Origin of the sequence: Methylobacterium nodulans ORS 2060 (genome assembly GCF_000022085.1) — a bacterium.
Lineage (GTDB): Bacteria > Pseudomonadota > Alphaproteobacteria > Rhizobiales > Beijerinckiaceae > Methylobacterium > Methylobacterium nodulans.
On record NC_011894.1, the window covers coordinates 6,719,268 to 6,745,651 of the forward strand.

The 26,384-nt window shown below is 66.5% G+C and carries 27 protein-coding genes; 16 read left to right on the top strand and 11 right to left on the bottom strand.

All coding sequences use genetic code 11. The features are described 5' to 3' along the window. The first annotated feature begins 95 nt into the window (after positions 1-95). The 5 genes from MNOD_RS31250 to MNOD_RS44400 all read left to right on the top strand — a co-directional run bounded on the left by MNOD_RS31250 (position 96) and on the right by MNOD_RS44400 (position 5,397). On the top strand, positions 96-1,415 hold the full coding sequence (locus MNOD_RS31250; RefSeq protein ID WP_015932961.1) for an MFS transporter: 1,320 nt from the start codon (positions 96-98) through the stop codon (positions 1,413-1,415). 159 nt (positions 1,416-1,574) lie between these two features. Continuing rightward, on the top strand, positions 1,575-2,435 hold the full coding sequence (locus MNOD_RS31255; RefSeq protein ID WP_015932962.1) for a 2,4-didehydro-3-deoxy-L-rhamnonate hydrolase: 861 nt from the start codon (positions 1,575-1,577) through the stop codon (positions 2,433-2,435). Between the two features lie 4 nt (positions 2,436-2,439). Then, entirely contained in the window at positions 2,440-3,186 is a 747-nt protein-coding gene (locus MNOD_RS31260) for an SDR family NAD(P)-dependent oxidoreductase (RefSeq protein ID WP_015929521.1), read from the top strand. A gap of 105 nt (positions 3,187-3,291) precedes the next feature. Continuing rightward, complete coding sequence (gene rhmD, locus MNOD_RS31265) at positions 3,292-4,476, top strand: L-rhamnonate dehydratase (RefSeq protein ID WP_015932963.1); 1,185 nt, start codon at positions 3,292-3,294, stop codon at positions 4,474-4,476. A gap of 723 nt (positions 4,477-5,199) precedes the next feature. After that, positions 5,200-5,397 carry a hypothetical protein gene (locus MNOD_RS44400; protein ID WP_015932964.1) on the top strand — a complete coding sequence of 66 codons (198 nt, stop codon included), beginning with the start codon at positions 5,200-5,202 and terminating at the stop codon, positions 5,395-5,397. Positions 5,398-5,816: 419 nt separating this feature from the next. On the opposite strand, the gene MNOD_RS49465 is transcribed toward MNOD_RS44400, so the two are convergent. Next, positions 5,817-6,104 carry a hypothetical protein gene (locus MNOD_RS49465; RefSeq protein ID WP_015932965.1) on the bottom strand — a complete coding sequence of 96 codons (288 nt, stop codon included), beginning with the start codon at positions 6,102-6,104 and terminating at the stop codon, positions 5,817-5,819. A gap of 842 nt (positions 6,105-6,946) precedes the next feature. On the opposite strand from MNOD_RS49465, the gene MNOD_RS47305 reads away from it, so the two are divergent. From MNOD_RS47305 to MNOD_RS31300, 5 genes are all read left to right on the top strand, one after another. Continuing rightward, complete coding sequence (locus tag MNOD_RS47305; RefSeq protein ID WP_157091601.1) at positions 6,947-7,342, top strand: hypothetical protein; 396 nt, start codon at positions 6,947-6,949, stop codon at positions 7,340-7,342. A 43-nt stretch (positions 7,343-7,385) separates the two neighbouring features. Further along, the gene (locus MNOD_RS31285; protein WP_015932966.1) at positions 7,386-8,327 is read left to right on the top strand and encodes a hypothetical protein; all 942 of its coding nucleotides are present in this window, start codon (positions 7,386-7,388) and stop codon (positions 8,325-8,327) included. A gap of 11 nt (positions 8,328-8,338) precedes the next feature. Then, positions 8,339-8,698, top strand: coding sequence for a copper homeostasis periplasmic binding protein CopC (copC, locus tag MNOD_RS31290; RefSeq protein ID WP_015932967.1), 360 nt, complete (start codon positions 8,339-8,341; stop codon positions 8,696-8,698). Between the two features lie 3 nt (positions 8,699-8,701). Further along, positions 8,702-9,553, top strand: a complete 852-nt coding sequence (locus tag MNOD_RS31295) for a CopD family protein (RefSeq protein WP_015932968.1) — start codon at positions 8,702-8,704, stop codon at positions 9,551-9,553. Positions 9,554-9,622: 69 nt separating this feature from the next. Then, positions 9,623-9,820 (top strand): hypothetical protein, encoded by a 198-nt coding sequence (locus MNOD_RS31300; RefSeq protein ID WP_015932969.1) that lies wholly within the window; start codon positions 9,623-9,625, stop codon positions 9,818-9,820. A gap of 223 nt (positions 9,821-10,043) precedes the next feature. On the opposite strand, the gene MNOD_RS31305 is transcribed toward MNOD_RS31300, so the two are convergent. The 5 genes from MNOD_RS31305 to MNOD_RS31325 form a co-directional block, all read right to left on the bottom strand. After that, the gene (locus MNOD_RS31305) at positions 10,044-11,078 is read right to left on the bottom strand and encodes an Atu2307/SP_0267 family LLM class monooxygenase (RefSeq protein WP_015932970.1); all 1,035 of its coding nucleotides are present in this window, start codon (positions 11,076-11,078) and stop codon (positions 10,044-10,046) included. Positions 11,079-11,228: 150 nt separating this feature from the next. Continuing rightward, positions 11,229-11,549, bottom strand: coding sequence for a TlpA disulfide reductase family protein (locus tag MNOD_RS49470; protein WP_244424825.1), 321 nt, complete (start codon positions 11,547-11,549; stop codon positions 11,229-11,231). Continuing rightward, complete coding sequence (locus tag MNOD_RS49475; RefSeq protein ID WP_015932972.1) at positions 11,438-11,761, bottom strand: hypothetical protein; 324 nt, start codon at positions 11,759-11,761, stop codon at positions 11,438-11,440. Before MNOD_RS49475 ends, MNOD_RS49470 begins: the two co-directional genes overlap by 112 nt. A gap of 86 nt (positions 11,762-11,847) precedes the next feature. Continuing rightward, positions 11,848-12,249: a DoxX family protein gene (locus MNOD_RS31320; protein ID WP_015932973.1), complete on the bottom strand. Its 402-nt coding sequence runs from the start codon at positions 12,247-12,249 to the stop codon at positions 11,848-11,850. Between the two features lie 42 nt (positions 12,250-12,291). Next, positions 12,292-12,909 carry an FMN-dependent NADH-azoreductase gene (locus MNOD_RS31325; protein WP_015932974.1) on the bottom strand — a complete coding sequence of 206 codons (618 nt, stop codon included), beginning with the start codon at positions 12,907-12,909 and terminating at the stop codon, positions 12,292-12,294. Positions 12,910-12,997: 88 nt separating this feature from the next. On the opposite strand from MNOD_RS31325, the gene MNOD_RS31330 reads away from it, so the two are divergent. Beyond that, complete coding sequence (locus MNOD_RS31330) at positions 12,998-13,402, top strand: winged helix-turn-helix transcriptional regulator (protein WP_015932975.1); 405 nt, start codon at positions 12,998-13,000, stop codon at positions 13,400-13,402. A 219-nt stretch (positions 13,403-13,621) separates the two neighbouring features. Beyond that, positions 13,622-15,004, top strand: coding sequence for an IS1182-like element ISMno9 family transposase (locus tag MNOD_RS31335; RefSeq protein WP_012631264.1), 1,383 nt, complete (start codon positions 13,622-13,624; stop codon positions 15,002-15,004). Positions 15,005-15,717: 713 nt separating this feature from the next. On the opposite strand, the gene MNOD_RS31340 is transcribed toward MNOD_RS31335, so the two are convergent. Then, positions 15,718-16,005 (bottom strand): DUF1330 domain-containing protein, encoded by a 288-nt coding sequence (locus MNOD_RS31340; protein WP_015932976.1) that lies wholly within the window; start codon positions 16,003-16,005, stop codon positions 15,718-15,720. Positions 16,006-16,211: 206 nt separating this feature from the next. Between MNOD_RS31340 and MNOD_RS47310 the strand changes: the two genes are divergently transcribed. Beyond that, positions 16,212-16,583 (top strand): hypothetical protein, encoded by a 372-nt coding sequence (locus MNOD_RS47310; RefSeq protein WP_157091602.1) that lies wholly within the window; start codon positions 16,212-16,214, stop codon positions 16,581-16,583. A gap of 733 nt (positions 16,584-17,316) precedes the next feature. Here the strand turns inward: MNOD_RS47310 and MNOD_RS31345 are convergent. From MNOD_RS31345 to MNOD_RS44420, 3 genes are all read right to left on the bottom strand, one after another. After that, positions 17,317-17,655: a hypothetical protein gene (locus MNOD_RS31345; protein WP_015932979.1), complete on the bottom strand. Its 339-nt coding sequence runs from the start codon at positions 17,653-17,655 to the stop codon at positions 17,317-17,319. A 681-nt stretch (positions 17,656-18,336) separates the two neighbouring features. Continuing rightward, complete coding sequence (locus MNOD_RS31350; protein WP_015932980.1) at positions 18,337-18,564, bottom strand: hypothetical protein; 228 nt, start codon at positions 18,562-18,564, stop codon at positions 18,337-18,339. Between the two features lie 332 nt (positions 18,565-18,896). Then, on the bottom strand, positions 18,897-19,364 hold the full coding sequence (locus MNOD_RS44420; protein WP_015932981.1) for an NUDIX hydrolase: 468 nt from the start codon (positions 19,362-19,364) through the stop codon (positions 18,897-18,899). 459 nt (positions 19,365-19,823) lie between these two features. On the opposite strand from MNOD_RS44420, the gene MNOD_RS48385 reads away from it, so the two are divergent. Next, complete coding sequence (locus tag MNOD_RS48385) at positions 19,824-20,000, top strand: hypothetical protein (protein WP_198157559.1); 177 nt, start codon at positions 19,824-19,826, stop codon at positions 19,998-20,000. A 452-nt stretch (positions 20,001-20,452) separates the two neighbouring features. On the opposite strand, the gene MNOD_RS31360 is transcribed toward MNOD_RS48385, so the two are convergent. Beyond that, positions 20,453-22,870, bottom strand: coding sequence for an AI-2E family transporter (locus MNOD_RS31360; RefSeq protein WP_015932983.1), 2,418 nt, complete (start codon positions 22,868-22,870; stop codon positions 20,453-20,455). Between the two features lie 175 nt (positions 22,871-23,045). Here MNOD_RS31360 and MNOD_RS41890 point away from each other — a divergent pair, with 175 nt between their 5' ends. Both MNOD_RS41890 and MNOD_RS31370 read left to right on the top strand, forming a co-directional pair. After that, on the top strand, positions 23,046-25,265 hold the full coding sequence (locus MNOD_RS41890; protein ID WP_015932984.1) for a sensor histidine kinase: 2,220 nt from the start codon (positions 23,046-23,048) through the stop codon (positions 25,263-25,265). Between the two features lie 437 nt (positions 25,266-25,702). Continuing rightward, complete coding sequence (locus MNOD_RS31370) at positions 25,703-26,146, top strand: hypothetical protein (RefSeq protein ID WP_015932985.1); 444 nt, start codon at positions 25,703-25,705, stop codon at positions 26,144-26,146. Positions 26,147-26,384: the final 238 nt, after the last annotated feature.

The window sequence follows — 26,384 nt, forward strand, 5'->3', positions numbered from 1 at the left end:
ATGGTCATTGCATTTTGATCCCATATAACAGGATTTGATCCCAATATATGGGATTAAAAACGCAGGCTCCAGAGGGGCCGGCTGGGAGGAGACACGTGATAGCTACCCCGCCCGACATCCGATCGCCCCTCGACAGCGCCTTCCGGCTCACGCGCAGGCGCCTCGTCCCGTTCCTTCTGCTCATGTACGTCCTGGCGTTCCTCGACCGGGCCAATATCGGCTTCGCCAAGCAGGCTTTTCAGGCATCGGCCGGCATCTCGGACGCCGCCTATGCGCTCGGCGCCGGCCTGTTCTTCCTGACTTATGCGCTGTTCGAGGTGCCCAGCAACCTGATCATGCATCGCGTGGGCGCTCGCCTCTGGATGGCCCGCATCATGGTGACCTGGGGCCTGATCTCGGCCGCCATGATGTTCACGTCGGGCGAGCTCTCCTTCTATGCTCTGCGCCTGCTGCTCGGCGCGGCCGAGGCGGGCTTCTTCCCGGGCGTGATCCTGTATCTGACCTATTGGTTCCCCCAGCGCACGCGCGGGCAGATCATGGGGTTGTTCTACTTCGGCGCGCCGATCGCCTTCATCTTCGGCAGCCCGCTCTCCGGCCTCCTCCTGGAACTGGACGGCATGGGCGGCCTGCACGGCTGGCAGTGGATGTTCATGGTCGAGGGCCTGCTGGCCAGCGTCGTGGGCGTCTGGGCCTATTTCTACCTCGATGACAAGCCCGCAGATGCGCGGTGGTTGCCCGCCGCCGAGAAGCAGGCCCTGTCCGCGGCCATCGCCCAGGAGGAAAAGCTGAAGACGGCGCATGGCCATTCCGGCGTCGCGGCGTTGCTCGCCAAGCCGCGTATGCTGCACTTCCTGGCGATCTACTTCTTGATCCAGATGAGCGTTTACGGCGTCATCTTCTACCTGCCGTCCCAGGTCGCGGCGCTGCTGGGCAAGAAGGTCGGGCTGGAGGTCGGGCTGGTGACCGCCATTCCGTGGATCTGCGCCCTGATCGCGGCCTATCTCCTGCCGCGGCTGGCCGACCGGGAGGGCAATCACCGGACGCTGGGCGCCATGACCCTCGCCGTGTCCGGCCTCGGCATCGCCATATCGGCCGGCAGCGCGCCCCTGACCGCGCTGGCGGCGCTTTGCTTCGCCGCGGCCGGCTTCATCGCCGTGCAGCCGCTGTTCTGGACCTTTCCGACGGGCTATCTCGGCGGCGTCGCCGCGGCGGGCGGCATCGCCCTGATCAACGCCCTCGGCGCCCTCGGCGGCTTCGTTGCCCCGAACGTCAAGGCCTGGGCCGACCTGAGCTTCGGCTCTCCCCAGGCGGGCCTGTACGTGCTCGCCTGCACGACCCTCCTGGGAGCGGCCCTGATCCTGGGGCTCAGCCGGAGCACGCCCGTGGCCGCGGCGCCCGTGACGTCCAAGTCTTGATACCACCGGCCCAAGATGCTGCCGCGCATGCTCATGCATCGGGCCGTTGACCCATCTCGCATTGTCGGCACCAAGCCACAGGCTTGGCGACAATGCGAGAGCGGAACCAACGGTCATTGGAAGTGACCGTTGGTATGACATCAAAGGAGACACGAGATCATGAAGCTGTTGCGCTACGGCCCTGCGGGCCAGGAACGGCCCGGCCTGCTCGACGCTGACGGCGGCATCCGCGACCTGTCGGGCCATGTCGCCGAGATCGGCCCCGACACGCTGGCGCCGGCCGCGCTCGCCGCGCTGGCCACGCTCGATCCGCGCTCGCTCCCGCTCGTCGAGGGCGCGCCGCGCCTCGGCGTGCCGCTGGCGGGGATCGGCAAGTTCATCGCCATCGGGCTCAACTACGCCGACCACGCCGCCGAATCCAACCTGCCGATCCCCGCCGAGCCGGTGGTCTTCACCAAGGCGATCAGCGCCCTCAGCGGGCCCCACGACCCGGTGATGCTGCCGCGCGATTCCGTGAAGAGCGACTGGGAGGTGGAACTCGGCATCGTGATCGGCCGGCGCGCGGCCTATGTCGAACGGGCCGAGGCGCTGGACTACGTCGCCGGCTATTGCGTGGTCAACGACGTCAGCGAGCGCGAATACCAGATCGAGCGCGGCGGCACCTGGGACAAGGGCAAGGGCTGCGACACCTTCGGGCCGGTCGGGCCCTGGCTGGTCACCGCCGACGAGGTGGGCGACCCGCAGGCCCTCGACCTCTGGCTCGACCTCAACGGCCGCCGCATGCAGACCGGCAACACCCGCACCATGATCTTCAGCTGCGCCGAGATCGTGGCCTATGTCAGCCGCTTCATGACGCTGCTGCCGGGCGATCTCATCACCACCGGCACGCCGCCGGGGGTCGGCATGGGCATCAAGCCGCAGCCGGTGTTCCTGAAGCCCGGCGACGTGATGCGGCTGGGCATCGAAAAGCTCGGCGAGCAGCGCCAGGCGGTGGTGGCCTGGCGCCGCCGGGAGGACTGAGCCGATGCCCTATGCCAACCGTTTCCAGGGCCGGAAGGCCATCGTCACCGGGGGCGCCTCCGGCATCGGGCTGTGCGTCGCGGCGCGGCTGGCCGCGGAGGGCGCCGCGGTCAGCCTGTGGGACCTGAGCGCGGAGGCGCTCAGCCAAGCCAAGGCCGCGAGCGGGGCCGCCGACACGCAGGCCCTCGACGTTGCGGATCCGGCCCGGGTGGCGGCGGCCATGCAGGCGAGCGTGGCGGCTTTGGGCGGGCTCGACGTGCTGGTGTGCAGCGCCGGCATCACCGGCCCCAACGCCACGGTGCGGGACTATCCGGTCGAGGCCTGGCAGCGGGTGATCGAGGTCAACCTGAACGGGCTGTTCTACTGCAACCGGGCGGCGGTGCCGGCCATGGAGGCGGGCGGCTACGGGCGGATCGTCAACGTGGCTTCGATTGCCGGCAAGGAGGGCAACCCGAACGCCTCGGCCTACAGCGCCTCGAAGGCGGGGGTGATCGGGCTGACCAAGTCGCTCGGCAAGGAACTGGCGCAGACCGGGATCCGGGTGAACTGCGTGACCCCGGCGGCGGTGCGCACCGCCATCTTCGACCAGATGACGCAGCAGCATATCGAGTTCATGCTGTCGAAGATCCCGCTCGGCCGCTTCGGCAGCATCGAGGAGATCGCGGCGCTGATCTGCTGGCTGGCGAGCGAGGAAGCCTCCTTCAGCACCGGGGCGGTGTTCGACCTCTCGGGCGGGCGCGCCACCTACTGACCCCGGCCCGGCTGCGCCCGGGCCGTCCCTTGAATCCCGCCCCATCAGCATGACGGGCGCGCAGGACCGCGCCCGCCCCGACGCCTGTCCCACGGAGGACCACCCATGAGCGTACCGAAGATCAAGCACATCCGGGCCAGCGTCGTCCGTGGCGGCGGAGGCGACTACCACGATGTCGAGGACGGCCACTGGATCGACGATCACATCGCGACCCCCATGGCCCGCTACCCGGAATATCGGCAGAGCCGGCGCTCCTTCGGCATCAATGTGCTCGGCACGCTCGTGGTGGAGGTGGAGGCCGACGACGGCACGAAGGGCTTCGCCATCACCACCGCCGGTGAGATCGGCGCCTTCATCGTCGAGAAGCACCTGGCCCGTTTCATCGAGGGCCGGCCCGTCACCGACATCGAACGGGCCTGGGATCAGATGTACTTCTCGACCCAGTATTACGGCCGCCGCGGGATCGTGGTGAACGCGATCTCGGCCGTGGATCTGGCCCTGTGGGACCTGCTGGGGAAATGGCGGGAGGAGCCGGTGCATGCGCTGCTCGGCGGCCCCGTGCGCGACGAGCTCGTGTTCTACGCGACCGGTGCCCGGCCCGACCTTGCCAAGCAGCTCGGCTTCATCGGCGGCAAGCTGCCCCTGCAGCACGGACCGGCGGAGGGCGAGGAGGGGCTGAAGCAGAACCTCGCCAAGCTCGAGGACATGCGCAACAGGGTCGGCGACGATTTCTGGCTCATGTACGATTGCTGGATGAGCCTCGACCTCAACTACGCCACGCGGCTGGCGCACAAGGCGCACGAGTTCGGCCTGAAGTGGATCGAGGAATGCCTTTCCCCCGATGATTACTGGGGCTATGCCGAGCTGCGCCGAAATATTCCGCGCGGCATGCTGGTCACCACGGGCGAGCACGAGGCGACGCGCTGGGGCTTCCGCATGCTGCTGGAGATGGGCTGCTGCGACATCATCCAGCCGGATGTGAACTGGTGCGGGGGCATCACCGAGCTGATCAAGATCTCGGCCCTGGCCGATGCGCACGGGGCGCTAATGGTGCCGCACGGCTCCGGCCCGTACAGCTACCATTTCTGCTGCACGCGGCATAACAGCCCGTTCAACGAGATCATCATGAGCGCGCCGAAGGCGGACAGGGTGCTGCCTGCCTTCCACCCGCTGCTGGTGAATGAGCCGGTGCCGGAGAATGGACGGCTGAAGCTCTCCGCGCTCGACAAGCCCGGCTTCGGCGTCGAACTGAACCCCGCATGCACGCTTCACCGGCCCTATACGCACTGAATCGGAACTGACCTGCGTGGAAGCCGTGGTTCATCCCTCAGGATCGGCGCAGCCGGCGGCAACTGATACCACCGGCCCAGGCTGCTCGCCCCGACCATGAATTCCGGTTCTCCGGTCGCGGTGGAAGCAGCCGGTGAACCCGAGGTGGCGCAGGACCGTCCGGCGGCCGATCTCGGCACCCAGCCGCGGCTGGGCTCATGGGCGATGATGGGCTGGAGCGGGTGTAAGGGAATCGAACCCTCGTCATCAGCTTGGAAGGCTCAATTAAGTCGTTGATCTAGCTGAACTCGGTTCCTCATTGCTGGCGTCACGCCTTGCCGTCGGCGAGAGCCAAGGAGGGCCGGCCCAAACGCAAAAGAGCGCCCCGGGCTTGAGCCCGGGGCGCGTGATGTGAGTGGCTGAAAGAGGTCAGCAGCGCACGTCGGCGAGGACGGTGATCCTGCTGGCGAGGCCCGCATGAGCGAGCCGCGGCGTCTGAGATATTGACAGGTGGGCGCCCTGGCGGCCACCGGAACCCTCGCAAAGGCTGCCGGGACGGCAGGGCGGCGATGATCGGCGCGGCTTGCGAGATTCGGACAGGGTCGCGGAGGCGGCTGGCGCCATGCGGTAGATGCAAGCGGCCGATCGGCACCGAAAGCCACCGCTCGGGGTTGGTCGGAAACTAGCTCCGCAACATCGCGTTACCCGCTGTCTGGGAGGCTGCTCACCAGATGGAGGACGCCCATGCACATCCACACCGTGCTGCCCCTCATCGCGCTGCTCGCGCTCGCCGCCTGCAAGGATGAGAAGAAGGCCGACACGACCGGGACGGCCAGCCCCCCGACCGGCAACACCGTGGCTCCCACTCCGCCCCCGGCCAACCCATCGGCTCCTTCCGGCGCTCCCGCCAACCCGCCCCCCGCGAGCAAGCCAGGTCAGTGATGACGCACTGGGGCGTGCGCCCCGGCTGTCGGACCTTTTCGCGCGAGAGTGATTCTCTCACCAGCCATTCAGTGAAGCGCGGAGATCCCGCAATCGCCGCTTCGGCGCGATGCGTGCAGGCGGGCGTTTTAATAACGTGACGCGCGACGCACCGGCCGGGTACAGGGGCGACAATGCTGTCAGCGGCAGCACGGTCGCTCCGAGCGGTAAGTAATCTTTGCGGTGCACCGGAGGTTTGAGCCTGTGCACCGCCACGATCCTCTCAAGGTTAGCCTGCTTGCGGTACGCCGTAAGATGCGGGAAACGGAGAAGAGCCCGCCACGGCAGGACCGGGCGGGCTGGAAGTTAATTCCTCAGAGTATGGTTGGCAGACAACCACAGCTCTTGGCCCCTCCCACGACCAGCGGGGCGATGCAGCCTCAGTAGGCGTGGGACCGGCGGTGACGGTAGTACCTGGGCCCTTGGTGCATGCGGCGGTGACGGTAGTACCGGTGCCCGTAGTGCACAGGGCGATACGGCCGAACGCCAAGAGCCCCATTGACCGTACCGACGCCCGCGCCAACCGCGCCGCCGACGATACCGCCGACGGGACCGGCCGCGCGACTTCCTCGCGCAGCTCCTTCCTCTGCGCCGCCGATGAGCCCCTGCGCCTGAGCGGCACCGGCAAACGAGAGAACAAGGCTGCATGCCATCAACAGCTTCTTCATCTTGAACATCTCCTCTCAAGTCTGGTTTTCGAAATGAACGAGCCTGAGCGCGGAAAGTTCGCGGTGAGCGGCGGGCCGGGCTTGAGGATGGCGCTCCAAGGACTCGGCTCGCTCCTGCCGGGCAAAGAGACGCCGGCTCGGGAAGGGGAACCCGGCCGGCGTTGAAAGAACGTCCATAACCGCAGGCATATCGCGCGGCAGCCTGCGATGGTTCCATCTCTGCCACGATGTCGGGGCCTCGGCGCTGGTCATCCCTGCGGCTCTTCGCCGGTGAGATCTCACCCCAGTTCGCATCCGTAGCAGGCGCGCATGCTCGGGGCGAAGTAACCCAGCTGAACGACGCGACTGTGGATCGGGTGCATCACGCGCCATGCCCGACCGTGTCGCACGCGATGCGCAAGCCATCCGAGAGGCAGCTCAAGCGCTCAAGCGGGAGAGACAGCATCTCCTCGCAGAGCAGCAGGACCTGCGAGCTGCGATCCGCCTCCTTATCCTCACCTCGGCGAGCGAGAGGATGGAGTGGGCGGCGATCCGCGCAGAGATGAGACATCGCGGCATGCTGTCCTCACACCCGCCGGATCGCCGGAGGGGCGAGCCAGACAGGGCCTGACCGGGCCGTCACAGCGTCCGTACCTGGCCTGCACAGGGGCGCGAACCGGGGCCGTGGACCGGGTTCTGGGTTCCGATAAGAACCGCGGGGAGGCGAGGAACGGGAAACCTCGAAGCGGGAAGATGAAGACGGACCTGTAGCGGTGTTGCGGCTCGAACACGGGTCTCCCGTCCAACAGCGATCTCTATCAAACCGTGTTGTGTCGCTCCAACACACGGCTAAGGCTAGCAAAATGCGGCTGGCTCCTCCTCCAAAGCGCTTTCCACGAGCGACGCTCGCCCTCGCCCTGGCGTATGCGCTGGCGCTCCAGCTTCTCCTCGCGCTCAGCGCGACAGCCAGCCACGTCGTCGTCGCGCCCACACTGGAAGCCAATACCGTCATCTGCCCAGCGCAGGTCGAGCCTGCCGCGTCGCAGCCCGTGCAGCCGATCCGTGCCGAGCACGATGACCTGTGCTGCATTGCCTGTGACGCCCTCTCGCCTGCGACGCTGCCGATCAGTGCGGCCGCATTCCTCGTCGTCCAATACGCGCAGGCAACCGACCGGATCAGGGCTCCACCCGATCTCCGCCCTCCAACCGCACTCCCCCGATCACCTGTCCAACAGCGTGCCCCACCACGCTTCGTCTGATCGCACTCGCCCTGCCTTCACCGAACCGACAGGTACCTTCCCCATGCCTCTCTCCTCCCAGCGGCTTGCCAGCGTCGGGGCTGGTCTTCTGCTGCTCGCCAGCACCACGTCAGCCTTTGCCCACGGAATTGTCGGCAATCGCTTCTTCCCCGCCACGCTTGCGGTCGACGACCCCTTCGTGGCGGACGAACTTTCGCTGCCGACTTTCGCGATCTTCAAAAACGGCGACAACGCACGAGAGGTCGATCTCTCGTTCGAATACTCGAAGCGCTTCACCGAGTACCTCGGCGTCTCGTTCGGCGAGACGTGGTCGCATATCCGGCCCGGCGGTAGCGGCTGGCAGAACCTGGAGACCACGTTCAAGTATCAAGCCATCACCGATCCCGAGCACGAGTTCATCCTGTCCGCTGGCCTCAGCGTGGAGTGGGGCGGGACCGGCGCGACCCGGGTGGGAGCCGAGACCTTCAACGTCTACACACCGTCGCTCTGGTTCGGCAAAGGCGCTGGCGATCTGCCCGACAGCCTCTCCTGGGCGCGGCCCTTCGCCGTCACAGGACAGGTCGGCTACGCGATCCCGGGAGTGTCGAAGACCATCACGTTCAGCGGCATCGACCCGGACAGTGGGCTGCCCTCCTTCGACATCGAGCACAACCCGCGCACCATCGTCTGGGGAGCCACGCTTCAGTACAGCTTGCCGTACCTCAAGGCGAACGTCGTCGATCTCGGCCTGCCCGACTTCGTGAACCATCTGATCCCGCTGGTGGAGGCCTCGTTCGTCACCCCCGTCAGCAACAACTTCGCTCGTCTGCCTACCACCGGCACGATCAACCCCGGCGTGATCTGGGCCGGTCAGAAGGTGCAGTTCGGCCTTGAGGTGCTGATCCCGGTGAACCGCCAGAGCGGCCGACACGTTGGCGTGCTCGGACAGATCCACTTCTACCTCGATGACATCTTCCCCGACACGATCGGGCGGCCGATCTTCTAGGAGGCACGCCGATGCCGAGGTGGCTCATTCTCCTGCTCGCAGCGCTCGGTGTGAGCGCGCCAGGCAGTTCGGCGTGGGCTCATGCCGAGTTGGTCACGGCCAGTCCTCGCGTCGGCAGCACCGTTCCGGTGCCCCCGAGCGAGGTGCGCCTCAGCTTCAGCGAGGGCGTTGAGCCTCACTTCTCCGGCATGGAGGTCACCGCGGCGGACGGGCGCTCCGTCGCAACTGGCCGCGTGCAGGCCCAAGGCGCGGAGATGCGCGTTGCCTTGGCTCCTCGTCTTCCGCCGGGCATCTACCGGGTGACGTGGCACGTGGTGTCGGTGGACACGCACCGAACGCAGGGCAGCTTCACCTTCGAGATCAGGCCCTGAGCCATGGACCCGGTCCAGGCCGCGATCCCGCTGGCAAGGGCAGTGTACTACGTCGCCCTCGTCGTGCTGTTCGGCGCGTCCGTATTTCCCCTCTACGCCGGCCGAGGCGGGCGTGCCGCGCTGTCGCGGTGGCCGGCGGTGGCTCTCTCGGCCGCGGCGCTCATCGGGCTTCTCACGTGGCTCTACGGGTTCGCGGCATCGCTGGACGACTCAGGCGACGTGCTGACGACGATTCGGATCATCCTGATCGAGAGCAGCTTCAGGGTGGTATGGCTGGTTCGGCTCGGGACGGCACTCGCGCTGATCCTGTCGGCTCTCGCTCTCAGAACCAGCCTCATCGCCGTTCCCGCAGCGGTGCTGCTGGTCTGCGAGGGGTGGAGTGGGCATGCCGTGGCGTGGGGATTCCTCGGGTCCGTGAACCTTGCCCTGCACGCTCTCTGCGCCGCGCTCTGGCTCGGCGGTCTGGTGCCGCTGGCCCAGATCGTGCGCTCCTCCTACCGCGGACGTTCTGATCTGCCGGTTGCTGAAACGGCTCTGCGGCGGTTCTCGGCTGTTGCGGTGCTTGCGGTCGCGGGCATCGTTCTGACCGGTTCGATCAACACGTGGCACGTGATCGGCAGGACGCCGAACTTCACCGACACCTATGTGCGCGTCCTCGCCCTCAAGATCGCGCTCGTCGTGATCATGATCGGGTTGGCGGCGCTCAACCGCTACTGTTTCCTGCCGAGGGTGCGCGAGACGAATTGCGCGTCGAGCTTGCGACCTCTCATAGGCTCCATTGCAGCAGAGCAGATCATTGGCTTGCTGGTGCTGCTCGATGTGAGCGTGTTGGGCACCATGAACCCGCACGCTTGAGACGATCCACAACAGGCCAAGCGTATCGCGTGGACGGCGATCCTGGTCGCCGATGATGAAACGGATGACATGTCCGTGGACTGGTACGCGCGCCATCTGCGGTACTCCGCCTGCAGAACTCGCACCCCAGAGGTCCGCCGGGGCATCCTAGTGCATTACGCACGGATCCACGCTGAGAGCGGCTGGGGCACGGGCGGATCCGAGCCGCTGCCGAAGCACTATCAGGTGGTCGGGCAGGACGTGCCCTGGCCGTATGAGAAGGGCTGAAACGAAGAAGCCCGCCGCAGCGGAGCCGGGCGGGCTTGCTGGCTCCAGCCGCGGGGCGGATCAGGCTCGAAACCCAATCAGCTTGGCTATGGAAGAGCCGCGATGGGTGGACAGCAGCTCTCTACGCCTTTCGCCTGCAATGACCGGAGCTGACCCCTTCCGGACCTACCGCCCCGTCGCCGCGAAGGTCCGCTCCAGGGCGGGAAGCGACCGTGGGCCGCCCTCAAGGCTGCCGCCTCAGCCGAGGCGCGACCTCGGTGCCCAGCAGCTCGATGGACCGCTGCATGGCCTCCGGCTCCTGCATCGCCGAGCTCATCTGAAAGGTCAGGCGAGACACGCCCCCGAGCGCCTCGCTGGCCGCGCGCACCTTCGCGGCCACGCTTTCCGGCGCGCCGACCAAGTAGGCGCCGTAGGGGCCGCACATCGCCTCGAACTGCTGGTCGAGGGCCGCGCCCGACCAGCCCCGCTCCTGCCCGATCTTCCTGAACATCTGCGCCCAGCCCGGATAGAACGCCTCCACCGCAGCGCGGTCGGTGTCGGCGACGAAGCCGATGGCGTGCAGGCCGACCTTCAGCATCTCCGGCGCGTGGCCCGCCTTGCGGCCGGCTTCCCGGTAGAGGTCGACCAGGGGCCGAAAGCGTTGAAAGCTCCCGCCGATGATGGCGACCATCAGCGGCAGGCCCAAGCTGCCCGCGCGCGCGAACGATGCCGGGGTACCCCCGACGCCGACCCAGACGGGCAGCTTGGCCTGGTGCGGACGCGGATAGACCCCCTGGCCGTTCAGCGGTGGGCGGAAGCGGCCGCGCCAGGTGACATGGGTCTGCTCGCGAAGCTTCAGGAGCAGGCCGAGCTTCTCCGCAAAGAGGTCGGCGTAGTCCTCGACCGCGAAGCCGAAGAGCGGGTAGGCCTCGCCGAAGGAGCCGCGGCCGACCACGATCTCGGCCCGGCCCTTGGCGATCAGGTCGAGCGTGGCGAACTCCTGAAAGACGCGGACCGGATCGGCCGCGCTGAGCACCGTGACGGCGCTCGTCAGGCGGATGCGGCGGGTGCGGGCCGCGGCGGCGGCGAGGATGACGGCGGGCGCGGCGTCGAGGAACTCCTCGCGGTGATGCTCGCCGATGCCGAACACGTCGAGCCCGACGCGATCGGCGACCTCGACCTCCGCGAGCAGGCGCTCCATCCGTTCGGCCGCCGGGACGGTCCGGCCTGTCTTCGGGTCGGGGAGCGTGGCCGCGAAGCTGTCGATGCCAAGTTCCATGGTGGGATCTCTGTCTCTCGCGAGCGAGGGTGGAGGACGCGTCGGGCCGTATGAGGGGGGTCCTCAGCCGGCTTGCTGTTCGGGTCTGCTGTGGCCGGAGCTCACACGCTCAGGGCCTGCAGGAAGGCGGTGCTCTCGGGCTTGTGCCAGTCAATGCCGCCGGCGATGTAGCCGCGCACACGGCCCGTCCGGTCGATCGAAGGTGAGCGGCATCGACCAGCGCTGGAACGGCGACGCTGTCCCGTCCGGCCGCTCCGCCGAGAGCACCGCCGCGCCCGGGTCGTGGAACGCCCGGAGGGCGGTGGCCCCGTACTTGTGCAGGTATGCCGTCACGGCCTCCGCCGGCCGCGTGTCGATGCTCACGGTGGCGACACCGATTCCCAGGCTTGCGATCCTTGCCTGATCCCGGGCCAGCCCCGGCAGCTCGACGGGGCAGGACGGGCACCAGGTCGCCCAGACGTACAGGAGCAGCGCCTCGCGTTTAGGTAGGCCAAGGGCAGCCTGCCTTGCAGGTCCTGAAGCGGCAGGGGACGCATGGCCGGCTGCGGCTCGAACTGCACGAACTGCTTCCGGTCGCCCCGCAGGAGCGGCAGCTCGGTCGCCGCGGCGGCCGGCACGAACAGGCCGACCCCACCCGCCACGATGGCCCACCGCGTCGGGTGCCATGCGTCAGGGTTCGGCATCGGCGTCTCCTGTTCCTCGGACCTGCCACACGTACGGTGAGGGCCGGCACGGTGGCGCCGGCGTCATGATGCCGATGGGCCGCCGTTCAGCGGCTGCGGCCCAGTACCGTTGAGAGCTGGTCACGGCGCAGCCAAGCCACCGACGCGCAGAGGACGAGCAGCAGGACGGCCGGGGCGGCGGGGGTGGGCAGCACCAGCAGGTGGGCCAGAACGGCGCCGACCATGGTGCAGCCCAGCCAGACCGCGGCGAAGACGGCGTAGCCGGGGACCAGCAGAGCGACAGCACCTGCGACCTCGACGAGGCCCGTGACGATGCGGAACCACTGGCCGACGCCGATAAGGTCGTAGACCTGCACCATCATCGGGACACCGGCGAGCTTGGTGCCGCCAGCGGCGAGGAACACGAGCGCGAGCAGAACCTGCAGCGACCAAGCGAGGATGTTGAGGGCGCGTGAGGGAGCGGCCGGAGTGGCGAGGGTCTGGGACAAGGGAAAACTCTTTGAAGGGAAAGGAGAAGGTGCCGGCTCGGGTCAGGCGGCGAGTTGCTGGACGGCGGCGCGGGCGGATGTGAGCGCCTGGGCCTTGTTGTGGTCGCCGGCCGCGAGACCTTCGGCCAGGACGAACTCGGGCTCAGTGATGCCCATGAAGGCGAGGATCGTACGCAGGTAGCTCTCGGCGTGCTCGGCCGAGACGGCACCGCTCTCCCGGCCGTAGAAGCCGCCGCGGGTCACCGCCACGATCACGCGCTTGCCGCCCACTAGGCCCTCCGGCCCATTCGCGCCATAGCGGAAGGTCTTGCCGGGCACCGCGAGACGGTCGAGCCAAGCCTTGAGCTGCGACGGGATGGTGAAGTTGTACATCGGGGCGCCGACCACCACCGTGTCGGCTCCGATGAACTCCTCCAGCATCCGGTCGCTCGCCGCACGCGCGGCCTGCGCCGTCGCGTCGAGGGGGCCTGCCATGGCGGAGAGCGGGTGGGCGCTCGGCAGGGTCGCCGGCGTGAGATGCGGCAGGTTCTCGGCGGCGAGATCCCTGTAGGTGACCTCGGCCTGCGTGCCACGGGTGAGCCGCTCGACGATCAGGGCGGACAGCTCGCGCGAGACCGAGCCGGCCCCGAGGATGCTGGTGTCGATGTGCAAAAGTTTCATCTCGGAACCTGGTTCCTTCTTGTGACCGGGTTATGATATGAGCTTGCCCATACGCCGCAAGACGGCACAAAAATGATACCGAGGTCACATGGAAGTAACCGCCCCTGTCTCGCGCCATTCTCCCGCGTGCATGAAGGTTTCGCAGGTGCTCTCGCGCATCGGCGACAAGTGGAGCGTGCTCGTCATCATGCTCCTGCGTGAGCGGTCACGCCGTTTCAGCGAGCTGAAGCGTGGGGTCGAGGGCATCTCGCAGCGGATGCTGACGCTGACGCTGCGCAACCTTGAGCGGGACGGGCTCGTGAGCCGGACGGTGACGCCGTCGATCCCGCCGCGGGTGGACTACGAACTCACCGAGATGGGGCACTCCCTCGCCGAGCCGGTCCAGGCTCTCGGCGCGTGGGCCTTCCGGCACGTGGCGCAGATCGATGCCGCGCAGGCCCGCTACGATGCCGAGGTTGGCAACCTTGAGGCTTGCGAGCAGACACCGACCTGAGCCACGTCGGCGGGTCAACATGTTTGGGCTCCGGCGATGGGAATGTTGTGGCCACCTGACTTGGTGCCTGCTGCATCCAGGTTCGCTCCTGCACCACGAGCGGACCTTTTTCCGCTCGAAGGCGAAGTCGGCTTGTGGCGGATTCTGTTGAAAAACTCCGCTGTTGCGGCGGTAGTCGCGGGGTGATTCACTCCTGTCGAAAGACGGAGATCGAAGCAGATGATGGGACCTCGGCAAGTCGAGCAGGGCGCCCTGTTTTACGAGTTCTCGCTCGATACCCACGTACCCGCCGACCATCTCCTGCGCGCCATCGACCGCTTCGTCGACCTGTCGGGCCTACGCGCGCACCTGCGTCCCTTCTACAGCACCACGGGTCGGCCTTCGGTCGATCCCGAGCTGATGGTTCGCATGCTGCTCGTCGGCTACTGCTTCGGCATCCGCTCCGAGCGCCGTCTGTGCGAGGAGGTGCATCTCAACCTCGCCTACCGCTGGTTCTGCCGGCTCGGGTTGGATGGCGCGGTGCCCGACCACTCGACCTTCTCCAAGAACCGACACGGTCGTTTCCGTGACAGCGACCTGCTGCGCGAGGTGTTCGAGACCACCGTGCAGCGCTGCATCGAGGAGGGGCTGGTCGGTGGCGAGGGCTTCGCGGTCGATGCCAGCCTGATCCGGGCCGATGCCAACAAGCAGCGCTCCGCAGACGCCTCCGAGGCCGTCGACTGGAACGATCTCGCCCGGATCCGCCGGTCGGTGCGCGAGTACCTCGACACCCTCGACGAAGCCGCCTGGGGAGCAGCGAGCGAGGTCCAGCCGAAGTTCGTCTCCCGCTCCGACCCGGCGGCGCAGTGGACGGGCGCGCTGAAGGGCCATGCCTTCTTCGCCTACGCCACCAACTACCTGATCGACCTCGACCACGCCGTGATCGTCGATGTCGAGGCCAGCCGCGCCATCCGGCAGGCGGAGGTCGGGGCAGCCCGCACCATGATCGCGCGCGCGCAGGACCGCTTCGGGCTGTGGCCGGCCCGGCTTGCGGCCGACAGTGCCTACGGGTCGGCCGAGCAGCTCGCTTGGCTCGTGCACGAGCGCGGGATCGAGCCGCACATCCCCGTCTTCGACAAGTCCGAGCGCCGCGATGGCACCTTCAGCCGGTCAGCCTTCACCTACGACCCTGCAGCCGATGCCTACACCTGCCCGGCCGGCCACCCATTGCGGCCACGCCAGAAGGTCTATCGGACGCCGTTCCCGCTCGTCGACGACGATGGCATGATGCGCTACCGGGCCAGCAAGCGCGACTGCGACGCCTGCGCGCTGAAGCCACGATGCTGCCCCACCACACCCGCCCGCAAGATCCCGCGCTCGATCCACGAAGGCGCCCGGCAGATGGCGCGCGACATCTGCGCCTCGGAGGAGGGCCGCACCTCGCGGCGCGAGCGCAAGAAGGTCGAGATGTTGTTCGCCCACCTCAAGCGAATCCTGAAGCTGGATCGGCTGCGGCTGCGGGGTCCGAACGGGGCCCGGGACGAGTTCCACCTCGCCGCAGCGGCCCAGAACCTCAGGAAGCTCGCCCAGCTGATCCCGCTACAGCAGCTGAGCCCGGCCTGATCGGCCGGGATCCCCCTCATGTTGGATCGGCTCGCTCAGCCGATCGGTGCTCGATCCAGATCGCCCGCGAGTTTTTCAACGAAATCGGCGCGAAGCGGCCGTCGGCTCAGCGTCCGCAGAGGGGCGTGGTCGGACCGCTTAGGTCAGGCTGGGCGGGCTGGTGACGGGGTGATCCTTGACGGCTTCCCGGAGGGTCCGCACCCTGCGGGCATGGCTGAGGGATGATCCCCGGCTGGATTGAGGGACAGGGCCACGACGCCCGATCGCTTCCGCGAATGCCTTGCCCTGGTCCGTTGGTCGCAGCGGGGCTTGGCCGAGGCGCTGGAGAGCGATTGACCGGCTGGTGCAGCGCTGGGCCAGCGGCGAGGTGCCGCTTCCGACCGGATTGGCCGCGTGGCTGGAGACCCTGGGCCGAGCCATGTCGCGGCGCCACCGCCGAAGACTTATCGCAGGCGGTCCGCACGAGCGGCCCGCCCGGCCGACGAGGGCTAGTACTACAGCCGGAGGTCGTACAGCGAAGCTTCCGTGCCCTTCGGGATCCGATGGCGGAGCGCGACCGGTAGGACTGGCTCCCGAAGGGAGTTTCGGCAAACCCGCCTGTAGTACCAGGGCGTCTCTGTAAAGTCCTACCCTTGAATCCCTGTGCAGAGACGCCCTAGTCTCGCAGGGAAGCTCACCTTCTCCACGCAGGTTAGCTTGGGCTTGGGGACGCCTCACTCACCCTCAACAACAAGCACCACACCGCTCCCGCTCTTGCGCCGCAGCTCACGAAGCTTCTGGAACTCGGGAGAGTCGAGAGCCAGTCTGAGCTTCTCCCGGTCGGGGAACTCGATCACCACAACCATATCCGGCGCCCAGTCGCCCTCGCGCACTTCAACCTTTTCCGATCGCACGATAAATCGGCCACCCCGGCTCTCGATGAGCGGGATGGCTTTGCTGCGGAACTCCTCGAAAACCGCACGGTCCGTAATCTTGTGCTGAGCGATGAGATACGCGGCCATCTTGCTCTCCTATTTGCAGCACGCCCTCCAGATGGGTGCGCCGACCCTCGCTGCGCACCCTTTGCAGACACGCCCTATAACGACGACGCCCGCCGCGGCGGGGCCGGGCGGGCTCGGGTTGGTGTGATAGGGCTCACTCATGATCGGCAGCGACTGATCTCGCGTGGGTCGTCAAGCCCCGTGAAGCAGGCCGCCAAACTTCGATCATGCCGCTCGTCCTCTCGAGCGAGCGCACCGAGCCGCATCACCTGACCCGCGAAGAGACCGCCGGCTACTTCACGGCCCTGCGCGAGCTGCGCGACTGGCACCAGCAGAAGATCACGGCGCACTACGGCACGCCGGAAGGCGCCTGCTCGCCAAGCTTTAAGTCGAAGGTCTGTACTACTGTTGAGCTAGACTGGTGGGATGGCGGTGTAGGCGTCGTAGTGAATAAGGTTGATCATGTTGACCGTGCCATCTGGAGCGGTGATGGCCATCAGCGAGACCGCCTTCTCAATTACCCGCCTAGCTGTGTTCTTGGGGTTCTTGCGTCCCGTGTTCGTCAGAGTCCCACGCCCAGGCTCAACCTGGGCGGTTGAATGTGGGGTGGTCATCCGATCCTCTCCGGGGAGGAATTAACCCTCTGGATCAGCTGTAGGCCGATCTCGGGAGGGTTGCTTTATCGTATGATGAACGAGGCAACTGATCACTGACCGTCGCTGACGAAGTCGGGCTAGGAACTTACCGCAATAGCTTGCCACGGGCTTGGGGCGGCATCATTTCCAGTCTCGTTTCTCTACCCTACTGCAGAGCCAATCCGCCAAAAGGTTGACCCGACACCGGGCGCAGGCGGCGCTTTCCGTCGCCCGCCGCCTGCTCATGAATATGCAGGCCGAAGGTCTGTACGTCTGACCCAGCCAAATCCGATTTGGCCAACCCCGAGCCATGGTCACCTTCGGCTACGGTCAACCTACGTGAGTGAGGGGAAGACCCGTTCCGTGCGATACGGAGGATGTGGCACGGGCCAGTCCCACCGCACGCACGGCACAGCCCGTACCACCGGCGGACCGGGCAACACCATCGCTTCCCCTAGTCCCGGTCCGCTTCCCCTACCTCAGCTTAAAGCCTTACTTGACCATGGGAGCCCACCAGGGCTCCCGGTCCTTCTATCCTGTCACCCGCAGGTACCGGATCCATCCCGTGTGGTCGGGATAGACGGTTATCCCGCCCCGGCCGCATTCCGTGCAGCGCAGCCGGTGCCCGACCTGGTCCATATCCAGGTCGTTCGGGAGGCGAAGCTCCGCCAGAGGTGCAGGAGAGAGGCGAGGGGGCTCATGTCCGGCCTCCACGCCAGTCGCACCCGACCGCACTCAGCGCCACGGCTGCGCGGGTCGCCACGCGGGCGCGCACCTCCTCGGGCGCTGCCTCGCACTCCCGGAGCTGCCACTCGTAGGCTGGGCCAAAGAGATCGCTGATCGCCCGCGTGTCGTGGCGCGCCTCCGCGATCCGAAGGCGTTCCCCCTCGACCCACGTGCTGTCCTGCTCGAGGAGGAAGTCCGAAGCGGGCTCGGCCACACCCGTCGGGTTGCCGATGAGGGTGATGCTGCCCCCGATCAGCGGGAGGCTCACCAAGCCGCGCAGGAATGCGCGACGATCGTGCGGGGCGCTCATAGCGGTTCGCCCCCGTGGAAGTCGAAGCCCTGGAAGCTGTCGAAATGGCGCGCGAACGCGCGCCGGGAGACGGCGATCGATATAACAGGCGACCTCGGTGCAGATACCCAAACGGGTGATGGCGCGGCCCGAGCGGGCAGGGGGGCAGCGGCGCAGATTCAGACCTCAGCACCAGCCGACGCAGCAGGAGATGCGTCAGTGGGTGCCTTCGGTCGGCTCTACACCACCTGCTGTTGGGCCTCTGACATAATGTTAGCACAGTATATGGTGGTGTCTATACATCGGATGCAAGCAAGATTGGAGAAATAATGCTGGATCCGCTGGTCTGTCGGAACCGAATTATCCTTGTGTATCAGTCGGTTAGTCGCGCCTTGCAGGCCCCCGGGACTGTCCGCACGTCCGGCTTGGGCTGAATCGCCGATGAGCGATCATGCTGGTTGTACAATTATGACCTTAGAAGATGCTGGTATTCTAAAGTTAGATATTTAGAAATCTAGAGGTTTAGGAAATACGAGCGCCACCAGCCCAACCTAGAGTGTGCAAGTAGAACTTACGGGTGCGGTCAGATCCAGGCTTAATGCCGGAAACGAAAAAGCCCGCCGCGGCGGGGCCGGGCGGGCTGAGATGGGCTTGTTCAGACCGGCGTCAGGCAACCACGCCGGCGCGGCGCCCAAACCTGCGCTACCGGATCGGATCCGCCCCGCCCTGAGCCCGGAGCCGCGCAGCGACGGCCAGCAGGCCCACCCGATCGATCCAGGCGCTCATCTCGGGATCACCCTGCTCCTGTGCACGCGTGCTCAGACCGGTGAAGCGGAGCAGCACCCGCTGCACCTCGTCATTGACCAGCAGAGCGGGAGGCGGAGCGACCATCACAGGCGACGGCACGAAGGAGTATGAGGTCCCGGTCATCCTGTGCCCCGCGAATCAAACCGAGCCGGCTTCGTAGCCTAGGCGGTCGCGGATGGCACTCACCCAGGAAGTTGAAGGCGACGAGCTAAAAGCTGAGCGACGACGCCCTAAGGAGAAAGCTGGTGGCCAACATTCGCTGCCGGCGCACTGCAAGGTGGTCGGACGGGATGTGCCGTGGCCGGATGAAGGCTAAGAGCTGCGCAGCGGATGAGCGGGCGACACTCCAGCGCGAGCACATCATTCGCATAAGCTGCAGGATGGTGAGGCTGGCTCCGCCTCGCTTAGACCTAAACCCATATCGCGAAATTCAGATTAATGCGATATACCACCTTTTAAATCTGCGCCTTCGTGCGAAAGTAATTCCGAAGATCCGCCTGCAAAGTTAAAGCCATAGCTTCAACGGCGCTAAAAAAGCGCGTCTCGACTATTTCTCGCTTATCAATTTTAATAGTCGGAACATTTGAGAGATGTGTTTCAAAAATGTGCACCTTGTCATGCCGGTTCTCCCAGAAGTGATCCACAATCAGGGCCAGGTGTATTTGTTCAGGTAAAATTTTGAAGCCTAGCTCCTCTGAGATCTCGCGAATTGCTGCTTGAGCTGGAATTTCGTGTGCCTCAACACCTCCTCCAGGCAGATCCCAGGTTCCACGGTAGGACGTCCGCACAAGAAGAACCTGCTCATTGTACCAAAGCGCCACAACTGCGCCCAAATGATGAGGTTTAGTAAATTTCCAAACTATTCTGGCTGCACGGTAGCCGTAGTAGTACGCGACGCGAAAAATCCAATCCGGAAGGGGCATGGTTTAGACTGCCCTGAGAGTGCAAAAAGACGCCGGCTCGGGCGGGGAAGCCCGGTCGGCGTTGAAGTGGAGATCCATTCGCGGGGGGGCAAGCCGTGACAGTGCCGGACCGCTCCAGCAGCCCTCAGGCCCCCATTCACACCACCTTGAACCGCTCCCGGCCGGCCTTGGCGTTCCACGAGCGCCCGAAGCGCGGCTGTGCTGCCACAACGAGGGTAGCCGCACCGATCGCACCGGCAACATCTGGTATGGTGATATGGCTCCTAAGGCTTATGCCGCGCCTCTTCGTATGATTTTGTGTGGCGGATTGTTCAATTCGCGATAGGTTCTCACGAGAGAATGCGTCAGTCTTCGCCTTTCGTCCAGTGAAGTGCGATGCAAAGCGTGGCTTTTTTCCGAGAAAAGGCAGAGCAGTGCCGGTGCTTGGCCCGCGCCATGTGCAATCAGCACGATCCGATCGTGATCACGCTCAACGCAATGGCCGCTGAGTTTGATGCTGAGGCGGCCGCAATCGAAGCGCGCGTGGCGATGCTGCACCTGATCGGCCACGACGATGACGTGTCACCCAAGCGGGAGCAGACGAACGAACTGCTCGACACCGGCAAGGCTACATTCAAGCTCAGCGAACACGAGTAGGCGGTAGACCGACCAAGGCGCGCATGACCGCCGCTGGTCTACCAGGGCATCCTCGTCCGGCGTTTGGGCGCTAGATCGCCTGGAGGCGGTGCGAACCGCGATCCTGCTGGCGAGGCCCGCGCCGCGCCTGCACGGGAACGACTAAGCCCGCCGCGGCGGGGCCGGGTGGGCTTGCTGGCTCCAGTCGCGGGGTGGATCAGGCTCGAAACCCAACCAGCTTGGCTATGGAAGGGCAGCGATGGGCGGACAGCAGCCCTCTACGCCTTCGCCCGCAATGACCGGGGCTGACCTGATCCGGACCTTACGCCTTGTAGGAAGTTTGGAGTTTGACGAACCTGGTGAGCAGTGCACGTCTTCCGCAAGTCCGGTCTTAATCCGTCCGGCAACCTGGTTCAGACCTATTCCTCGGCGGCGCGGTGTGTCTGTCATGTGGGCCGCATCAGAGGGCTGCCTCACGTCCTGGCAGCGACCGTGACGAGGTCGGCTTGGGCCTTGCCCGAGTCTTCCGCAGAGCGACGCTCGATCCGGCTCATCAATTCATCGGCCATATCCTGGAGGCGCCGGCGGTCTGGCTCCGGGAACTCGCGGGGCCGGGTGTCGATGACGCAAAGGGTGCCGATCACCAATCCCGCCGAGGTCCGCAGCGGAGCCCCGGCGTAGAAACGGATGCCCTTCTCCAGCACGAGCGGATCGTCCGCGAAGCGGGGATCCTCGGTCACATCCTCGGAGACCAGCACCTCGTTCGCCGCGATCACGTGGGCGTCGAGCGTTTCCTCACGAGGAGTCTGCTCGGTGACCTGGGTTTCCAGGTTCAGGCTTGCCGCATCCGGCTGGGGCCGATGCACCTCGTCCACGAAGGACACGAGGGCGATCGGGGTGTCGAACGCCTGCGCAACCGTCCTGGACACCTCATCAAACTGACGGCCCTTCGCGGAGGCCAAGCCAAGGTCGTGCAGCGCCGCAAGCTGCGCCTGCTCGGAGTCGGGAAGGACCGGGGGCGTTTCGCCGGGCGGTGCCGGGCGGCAGACCCACGCATTCACCTGGTCGACACAAGCCTCGAGCGAGACGAAGACCGCATCGGCCGCCACCTGCTTTTTGAGGTCATCTGCCTGCCCCGTCCCGGGCGCCAGGTTCCAGCAGCAGACGACGAGCTTCACATGAGGCGCCCGGCGGCGGAGACGACGGCAGATGTACCGGGCATAGACCTGCGGCTGCGGATGCAGGTAGGACAGGCACACCACGTCCACGCCCTGGAGGTCGAGCTGTCCCAGGGCCCCCTGGCTGACGGCGATCGGCGGCAGAACCCGGGCGCCGATGCCCCGCTCCTCGAGCACCTGCGCCATCATCTCGGCCGCCGCGCGGTCGAGCTCGGTGCGCCCCGCCAGGCAGAGGACGGACGGCGGCCGCTCCGCTGCGGCAGACGGCAAGCGATCTTCGCCAGGCTCGTCGGCGGAGGCTTTCTCCCGGACATGGTCCTCGATCTCGCGCACGACGCAGATCGCGGTGTCGGCGACGAGCCGCCGGTAGTTGGTGTCGGTGGTGCTGCGCTGGCGGTCGTTCTCGGCCAAGCGGAGGGCGGGGATGGCCACGTTGTCGTTGAACTCGCGCGAGGAGTGCTCGTCGACGTAGTCCTCGGCCATCTCCACTGCCTCCTCCAGATTGCCGGCCAGCAGGCGCTGGTAGAGCCGCTCCTCCGGTGCGAGCACCGGATCGCTGCCGAGGAGAACGCCGAGGAATTCGAGCTGCGGCACGTAGCGGCCGATGACCACGAGGCACACCGTCAGAGGCGTCGCGAGGAACAACCCGACCGGCCCCCACAGGCTGGTCCAGAAGATCGCCGCCATGATGATGGCCAGTGACGACAGCCCGGTGCTGGAACCATAGAGCCATGGCTCGATGACGTTGTTGCTGATGAGCTCCGCTGCCAGGAACACCCCTACCACCCAGAACAGCATCGTCCAGCCGGGATCGACCGCAACCGCAAGGGCAATCGGGAAGAGGGCGGCCAGGAAGGGGCCGAGATAGGGGATGAACCGCAGCACCGCTGCCAGCAGGCCCCACAGCAGGGCATTCGGCACGCCAATGAAGTAGAGGGCAATGCCGATCGGGATGCCGTAGGTCAGGTTCACCACGAGCTGCATCAGCAGATAGCGGCTGACCCGGGCGGCGGCATCGTTGATGGCCTGAGTGCTCTTCTGGAGGTCGCCTGCTCCCGCCAGCTTGATGAAGCGGTCGCGCAGGTCCTCCCGCTCGAGCAGCACGAAGATCACGAAGATGACGACCAAGCCTGCTGTGGCGAGCGGCGCCAGCAGCGGACCGACGACGGTTTGGATGATCTCAAGTGGCTTGGCCCGCGGCGCTTCGAGCCTCACGGTGACCGGCTCCTGCGCGGTGCCGCTGCCGAGCCTGGACCCGGGTGTCTGCGCCGGAGCGTTGTCGGCGGGCTGCTCGCCCGAGATCTCCTTGCCGACGTCCTTGATGGTGGTCGTGACCTTGTCCACGATTCCCCCGCCGGGAGCGGAGGCCTGCAACGAGCGGATCTTGTCGGTGATGGTGGTTTGATAGCTCGGGAGGTTGTTGGCAAGCTGAACGAGCTGGCGCCCGACCACAAAGGCGATGCCCGCGATCAGGATGAAGGCAAGGGTCACGGCGACGAGAACCGCTGCAATCCGCGGCAGCCGCCATCGCCTGAGCCAGTTGACCAGTGGCGTCAGGGCGAAGCTCAGGAGGATGGCCAAGGCGAAGGGGACGAAGATATCCCGGCCGAAGTAGAGTCCTGCGATCGCCAGGACGATGCCGCCGGCGGTCAGGATGGGGGATCCCGCGGGCCGTAGGGCTGGCGGGGGTGGAGCCGGAGCCGGGTCGGCCATCGTGCGGTGCCTTCGGTTCGGGTTAACCGCAGAGCAACTCGACGCCAGTGCAGTTGAACCGATCTACGGCTCGGGTGCGTTGCCGTCGTAACAGGCACGGACTCAGCCGACGCTGCCAGGAACTTCCCCCCAACGGAATTGTTCCGGCCGTGACTGTGGGGAGAACCGCCCCCCGATGAACCTGCGCCTTTTCTCGCAAGCTTGTGGCGTCCTCGCCATCCTTGCCGGTCTGCTCGTTCTGTTGGGATGGGGGGCAGAGATCACGGCGCTGCAATCCGTGGTCCCTGGCTTTCCCGCGGCGCAGCCAATGACGGCCCTGGCGATGGCCTTCTGTGGGGGTGCCTTGCTGTTCCAGGGCGTCAAACATGCCGACGGGCGCAGGGCTGCGGTCGGTCTGGCGTCGGCAGTCGTCGTGGTCTCCCTGCTGAACCTTGCCGCGTATGCCGGGCTGGACCTGGGCCTGGACCGATGGTTGTTCTCCGATCGGCTGGCGAACCAGCCGGGGCCTTATCCGCATCCCGGTCGCATGGCTGAGGTGACGGCCCTATGCTTCCTCCTCATGGCGTTCGCGACCGCCGCGAAGGCGCGGCGCCGGATGGCGCTCCCGGCGGTGGCGGCGGCAACGGTGGCCCTCGTGCTCGCAAGCGTGGCCCTGCTGGCTTATCTCTTCGACGCATCGATCCTTGAAGTGGCAGGGTTCTCGGCGCTCTCCCTGCCCACCGCTGTCGTGCTGGTGGTGTTGTCGGGAGGAGCGCTGGCCGCCGAGCCGCTCAGGGGCTGGCCACGACGCCTGACGCTGGGCACTCTCGGCGGCAGCCTCTCGCGCGTCCTGCTACCGCTTGCGGTCATCGTGCCGATCGGCATCGGGGCCGCGGCCATGATCGCCACGCGCGCAGGCTACGTCCCGCCGGACTTGCGTCTGATCGCCGTCTGCGCGGTGACGGCCGTGCTTCTCGGGGCCGGGGTGATGTGGGCCGCCGGCCGGATCGACGGTCTCGACGCGGCCCGGCAGCGCTACCGGCAGCTTTACGAGGCGCAGCGGACCGCCCATCTGGTCCTTGCGCCGGACTTCACCATCGAGGAAGCCTCCGAATCCTACCTTGAGGCCACAATGACCCAACGGCAGGAGCTGGTGGGTAAGGGATTGTTCGAGGCGTTTCCTGACAACCCGGCCGACCCGGGTGCAACCGGCGCGCGCAACCTGCGCGCCTCGCTTGAGCGGGTCCTGAAGAACCGGGCGTCCGACCGCATGCCGGTACAGCAGTACGACATCCGTCGCCCCAGCGGCGAGTTCGAGGTCCGCTGGTGGTCGCCTCTGAACAGTCCGGTGTTCGGCCCTGACGGCGAGGTCCGCCATATCATTCACCAGGTCGAGGACGTCACCGCCGAGATGCTGGAACGGCAGGCGGCGGCGGAGGCCCGGGCCGGTGAGGCTCGTGTTCGAGCGGTGGCCGACGCGATCCCAGGACTGGTCTTCGAGACTGACCCCGCGGGGTGGAACACCTATGTCAACGAGCAGTACGGCGCCTACACGGGCCTGCCGACCGAAGCGCTGCTCGGCGACGGCTGGCGGCAGGTGTTCCATCCCGACGACCGCGACCGGGCAGCCGCGACATGGCAGGAGACCGTGGGCAGCAACCGGCCCTTTGAGATGGAATGCCGGATACGCAGGGCCGAGGGAGTCTGGCGCTGGTTCATGCTCCGCATCTCGGCGCTCCGCGACCGGGCGGGGCGGGTTGAAAAGGGGATCGGCGTCTGCACTGACATCACGGACCAGCGTGAGGCGTCCGAGCTTCAGCGCACTCTGTTGCTGGAGGTCAGTCACCGGGTGAAGAACAGCCTCGCTCTCATCTCCGGCCTGCTCACCCTGCAAGCCCGGCCACTCGGAGGCGCGGCGCGCCGCGCTCTGGAGGAGGCGTCGCAGCGGGTGCATGCCGTTGCTCGCGTGCACGACCAGCTCTGGCGCGGTGCCGGGACACGTGACATCGATCTGAGGCCCTTCCTCTGCGATCTCTGCTCGGCGGTTGGGACGACCGCGCCCAGGCACTCGACCGTCTGCCACGCAGAACCGGCGATCGTGAGCGCGGATCTGGCCGTCCCGCTCGGCCTGTTTGTCAACGAGCTGCTGACCAACGCCTACAAGTACGCCTATCCCGCAGGCGAGGAGGGCGAGGTGCGGGTGCTAGGGACGAACCTCCCGGACGGCCGCTACCGGCTGGAGGTGTCGGACGCAGGGCGCGGCCTACCGCCCGGGTTCGACTTGGCCAAGAGCCGCGAGAGCCTGGGCATGAGGGTGATCACCAGGCTCGCCGCACAGCTCGGGGGCGAACTGACCGCCGGGGCTGCCGAGCCGGGTGCCCGGTTTATCCTGGTGTTTCTGCTACGGGCGGGCTGAGGGAACGGCAGCTTGTGACCCTGTAAAGACGCGAACCTGGCTGGTCTTAACAGACGATTTGTACAATTTCATCCTTCGGCGAGCCCCGGCAGCACGAGCGACAAGGGCTGCGGGACCTCAGAGCGGGAGCGGAAACCGCACGCAGGTCCTCATGCCCTTCTCGACCGGCTCCTCTGCGCCCGCCGTGAAGCTGCATCAGCCCTCGCGCGTGAGACCGACCTGTTGCAACCGGGTTGAAAGGTCACTCCAGTCTGCAAAGTGGATTTGTCACAGAACCGCTGGCCGGCCTGGCGCCGAGGTAGCCCGGGGCGGGACTGCGGAGACCTCCGGCGAAGCGGCAGCCGGTGCGCTATCGGGGCATCCTCGTCGGGCGTTCGGGCGTTAGATCGCCTGGAGGCGGTGAGGACCGCGATCCTGCTGGCGAGGGTGACTGAGCCATGATGACCAGCGCAGACGCCAAAGCCTTCGCTCGGGTCCAGCACGCCGGGCAAACCGACAAGGCCGGCGTGCCCTCCATCAAGCACGTGGAGCGCATCGCATCCGCCGCCGAGATGCGGGTTCACCATGCGCACCCTCTCACGTGGCGGCCCACATGGCCTGAGGACTGCCACGATTTCGTTGCGTCTGTCGACGGCCACCTGTTCGCCCGGGTCTACAAGACCATCAGCGTGCCGACCTGGGCGCCTCAATGGGCCTGGAGCATCCTCCTCAAGCAGTCGCCGTCCGCTCTTGGTTTCGAGAAATCAGGAACCGCGGAGACAAAGGGGCAGGCCGTCGCTGCCGTGCGCGAGCGATGGGTCTTGGCCTGCGAGTGGTCGGCTGAGGCGGGCAAGCCGCTGATCATGAGGCGGGACGTGCGGTGGCCGGATCAGGAGGGCTGAGACGAAAAAAGCCCGGCTGCGGGAGGGCAGCCGGGCTCAGAACGCCCCCGGATCAGATGCAGGAGGGCACAATGTCCCTGGCAACGAAACAGTCCGCTGCGGCGACGTCGTGCGGGCTTGCTGGTTCTGCGCAGGGCGCATCAGGGTCGAAGCCAAACCAGCTTGGCTATGAAGGGGCCGCTACGGTGGAACGAGGGCCCCCTACATCTTCCTGCAATGACCGGGGCTGGCGCATCTC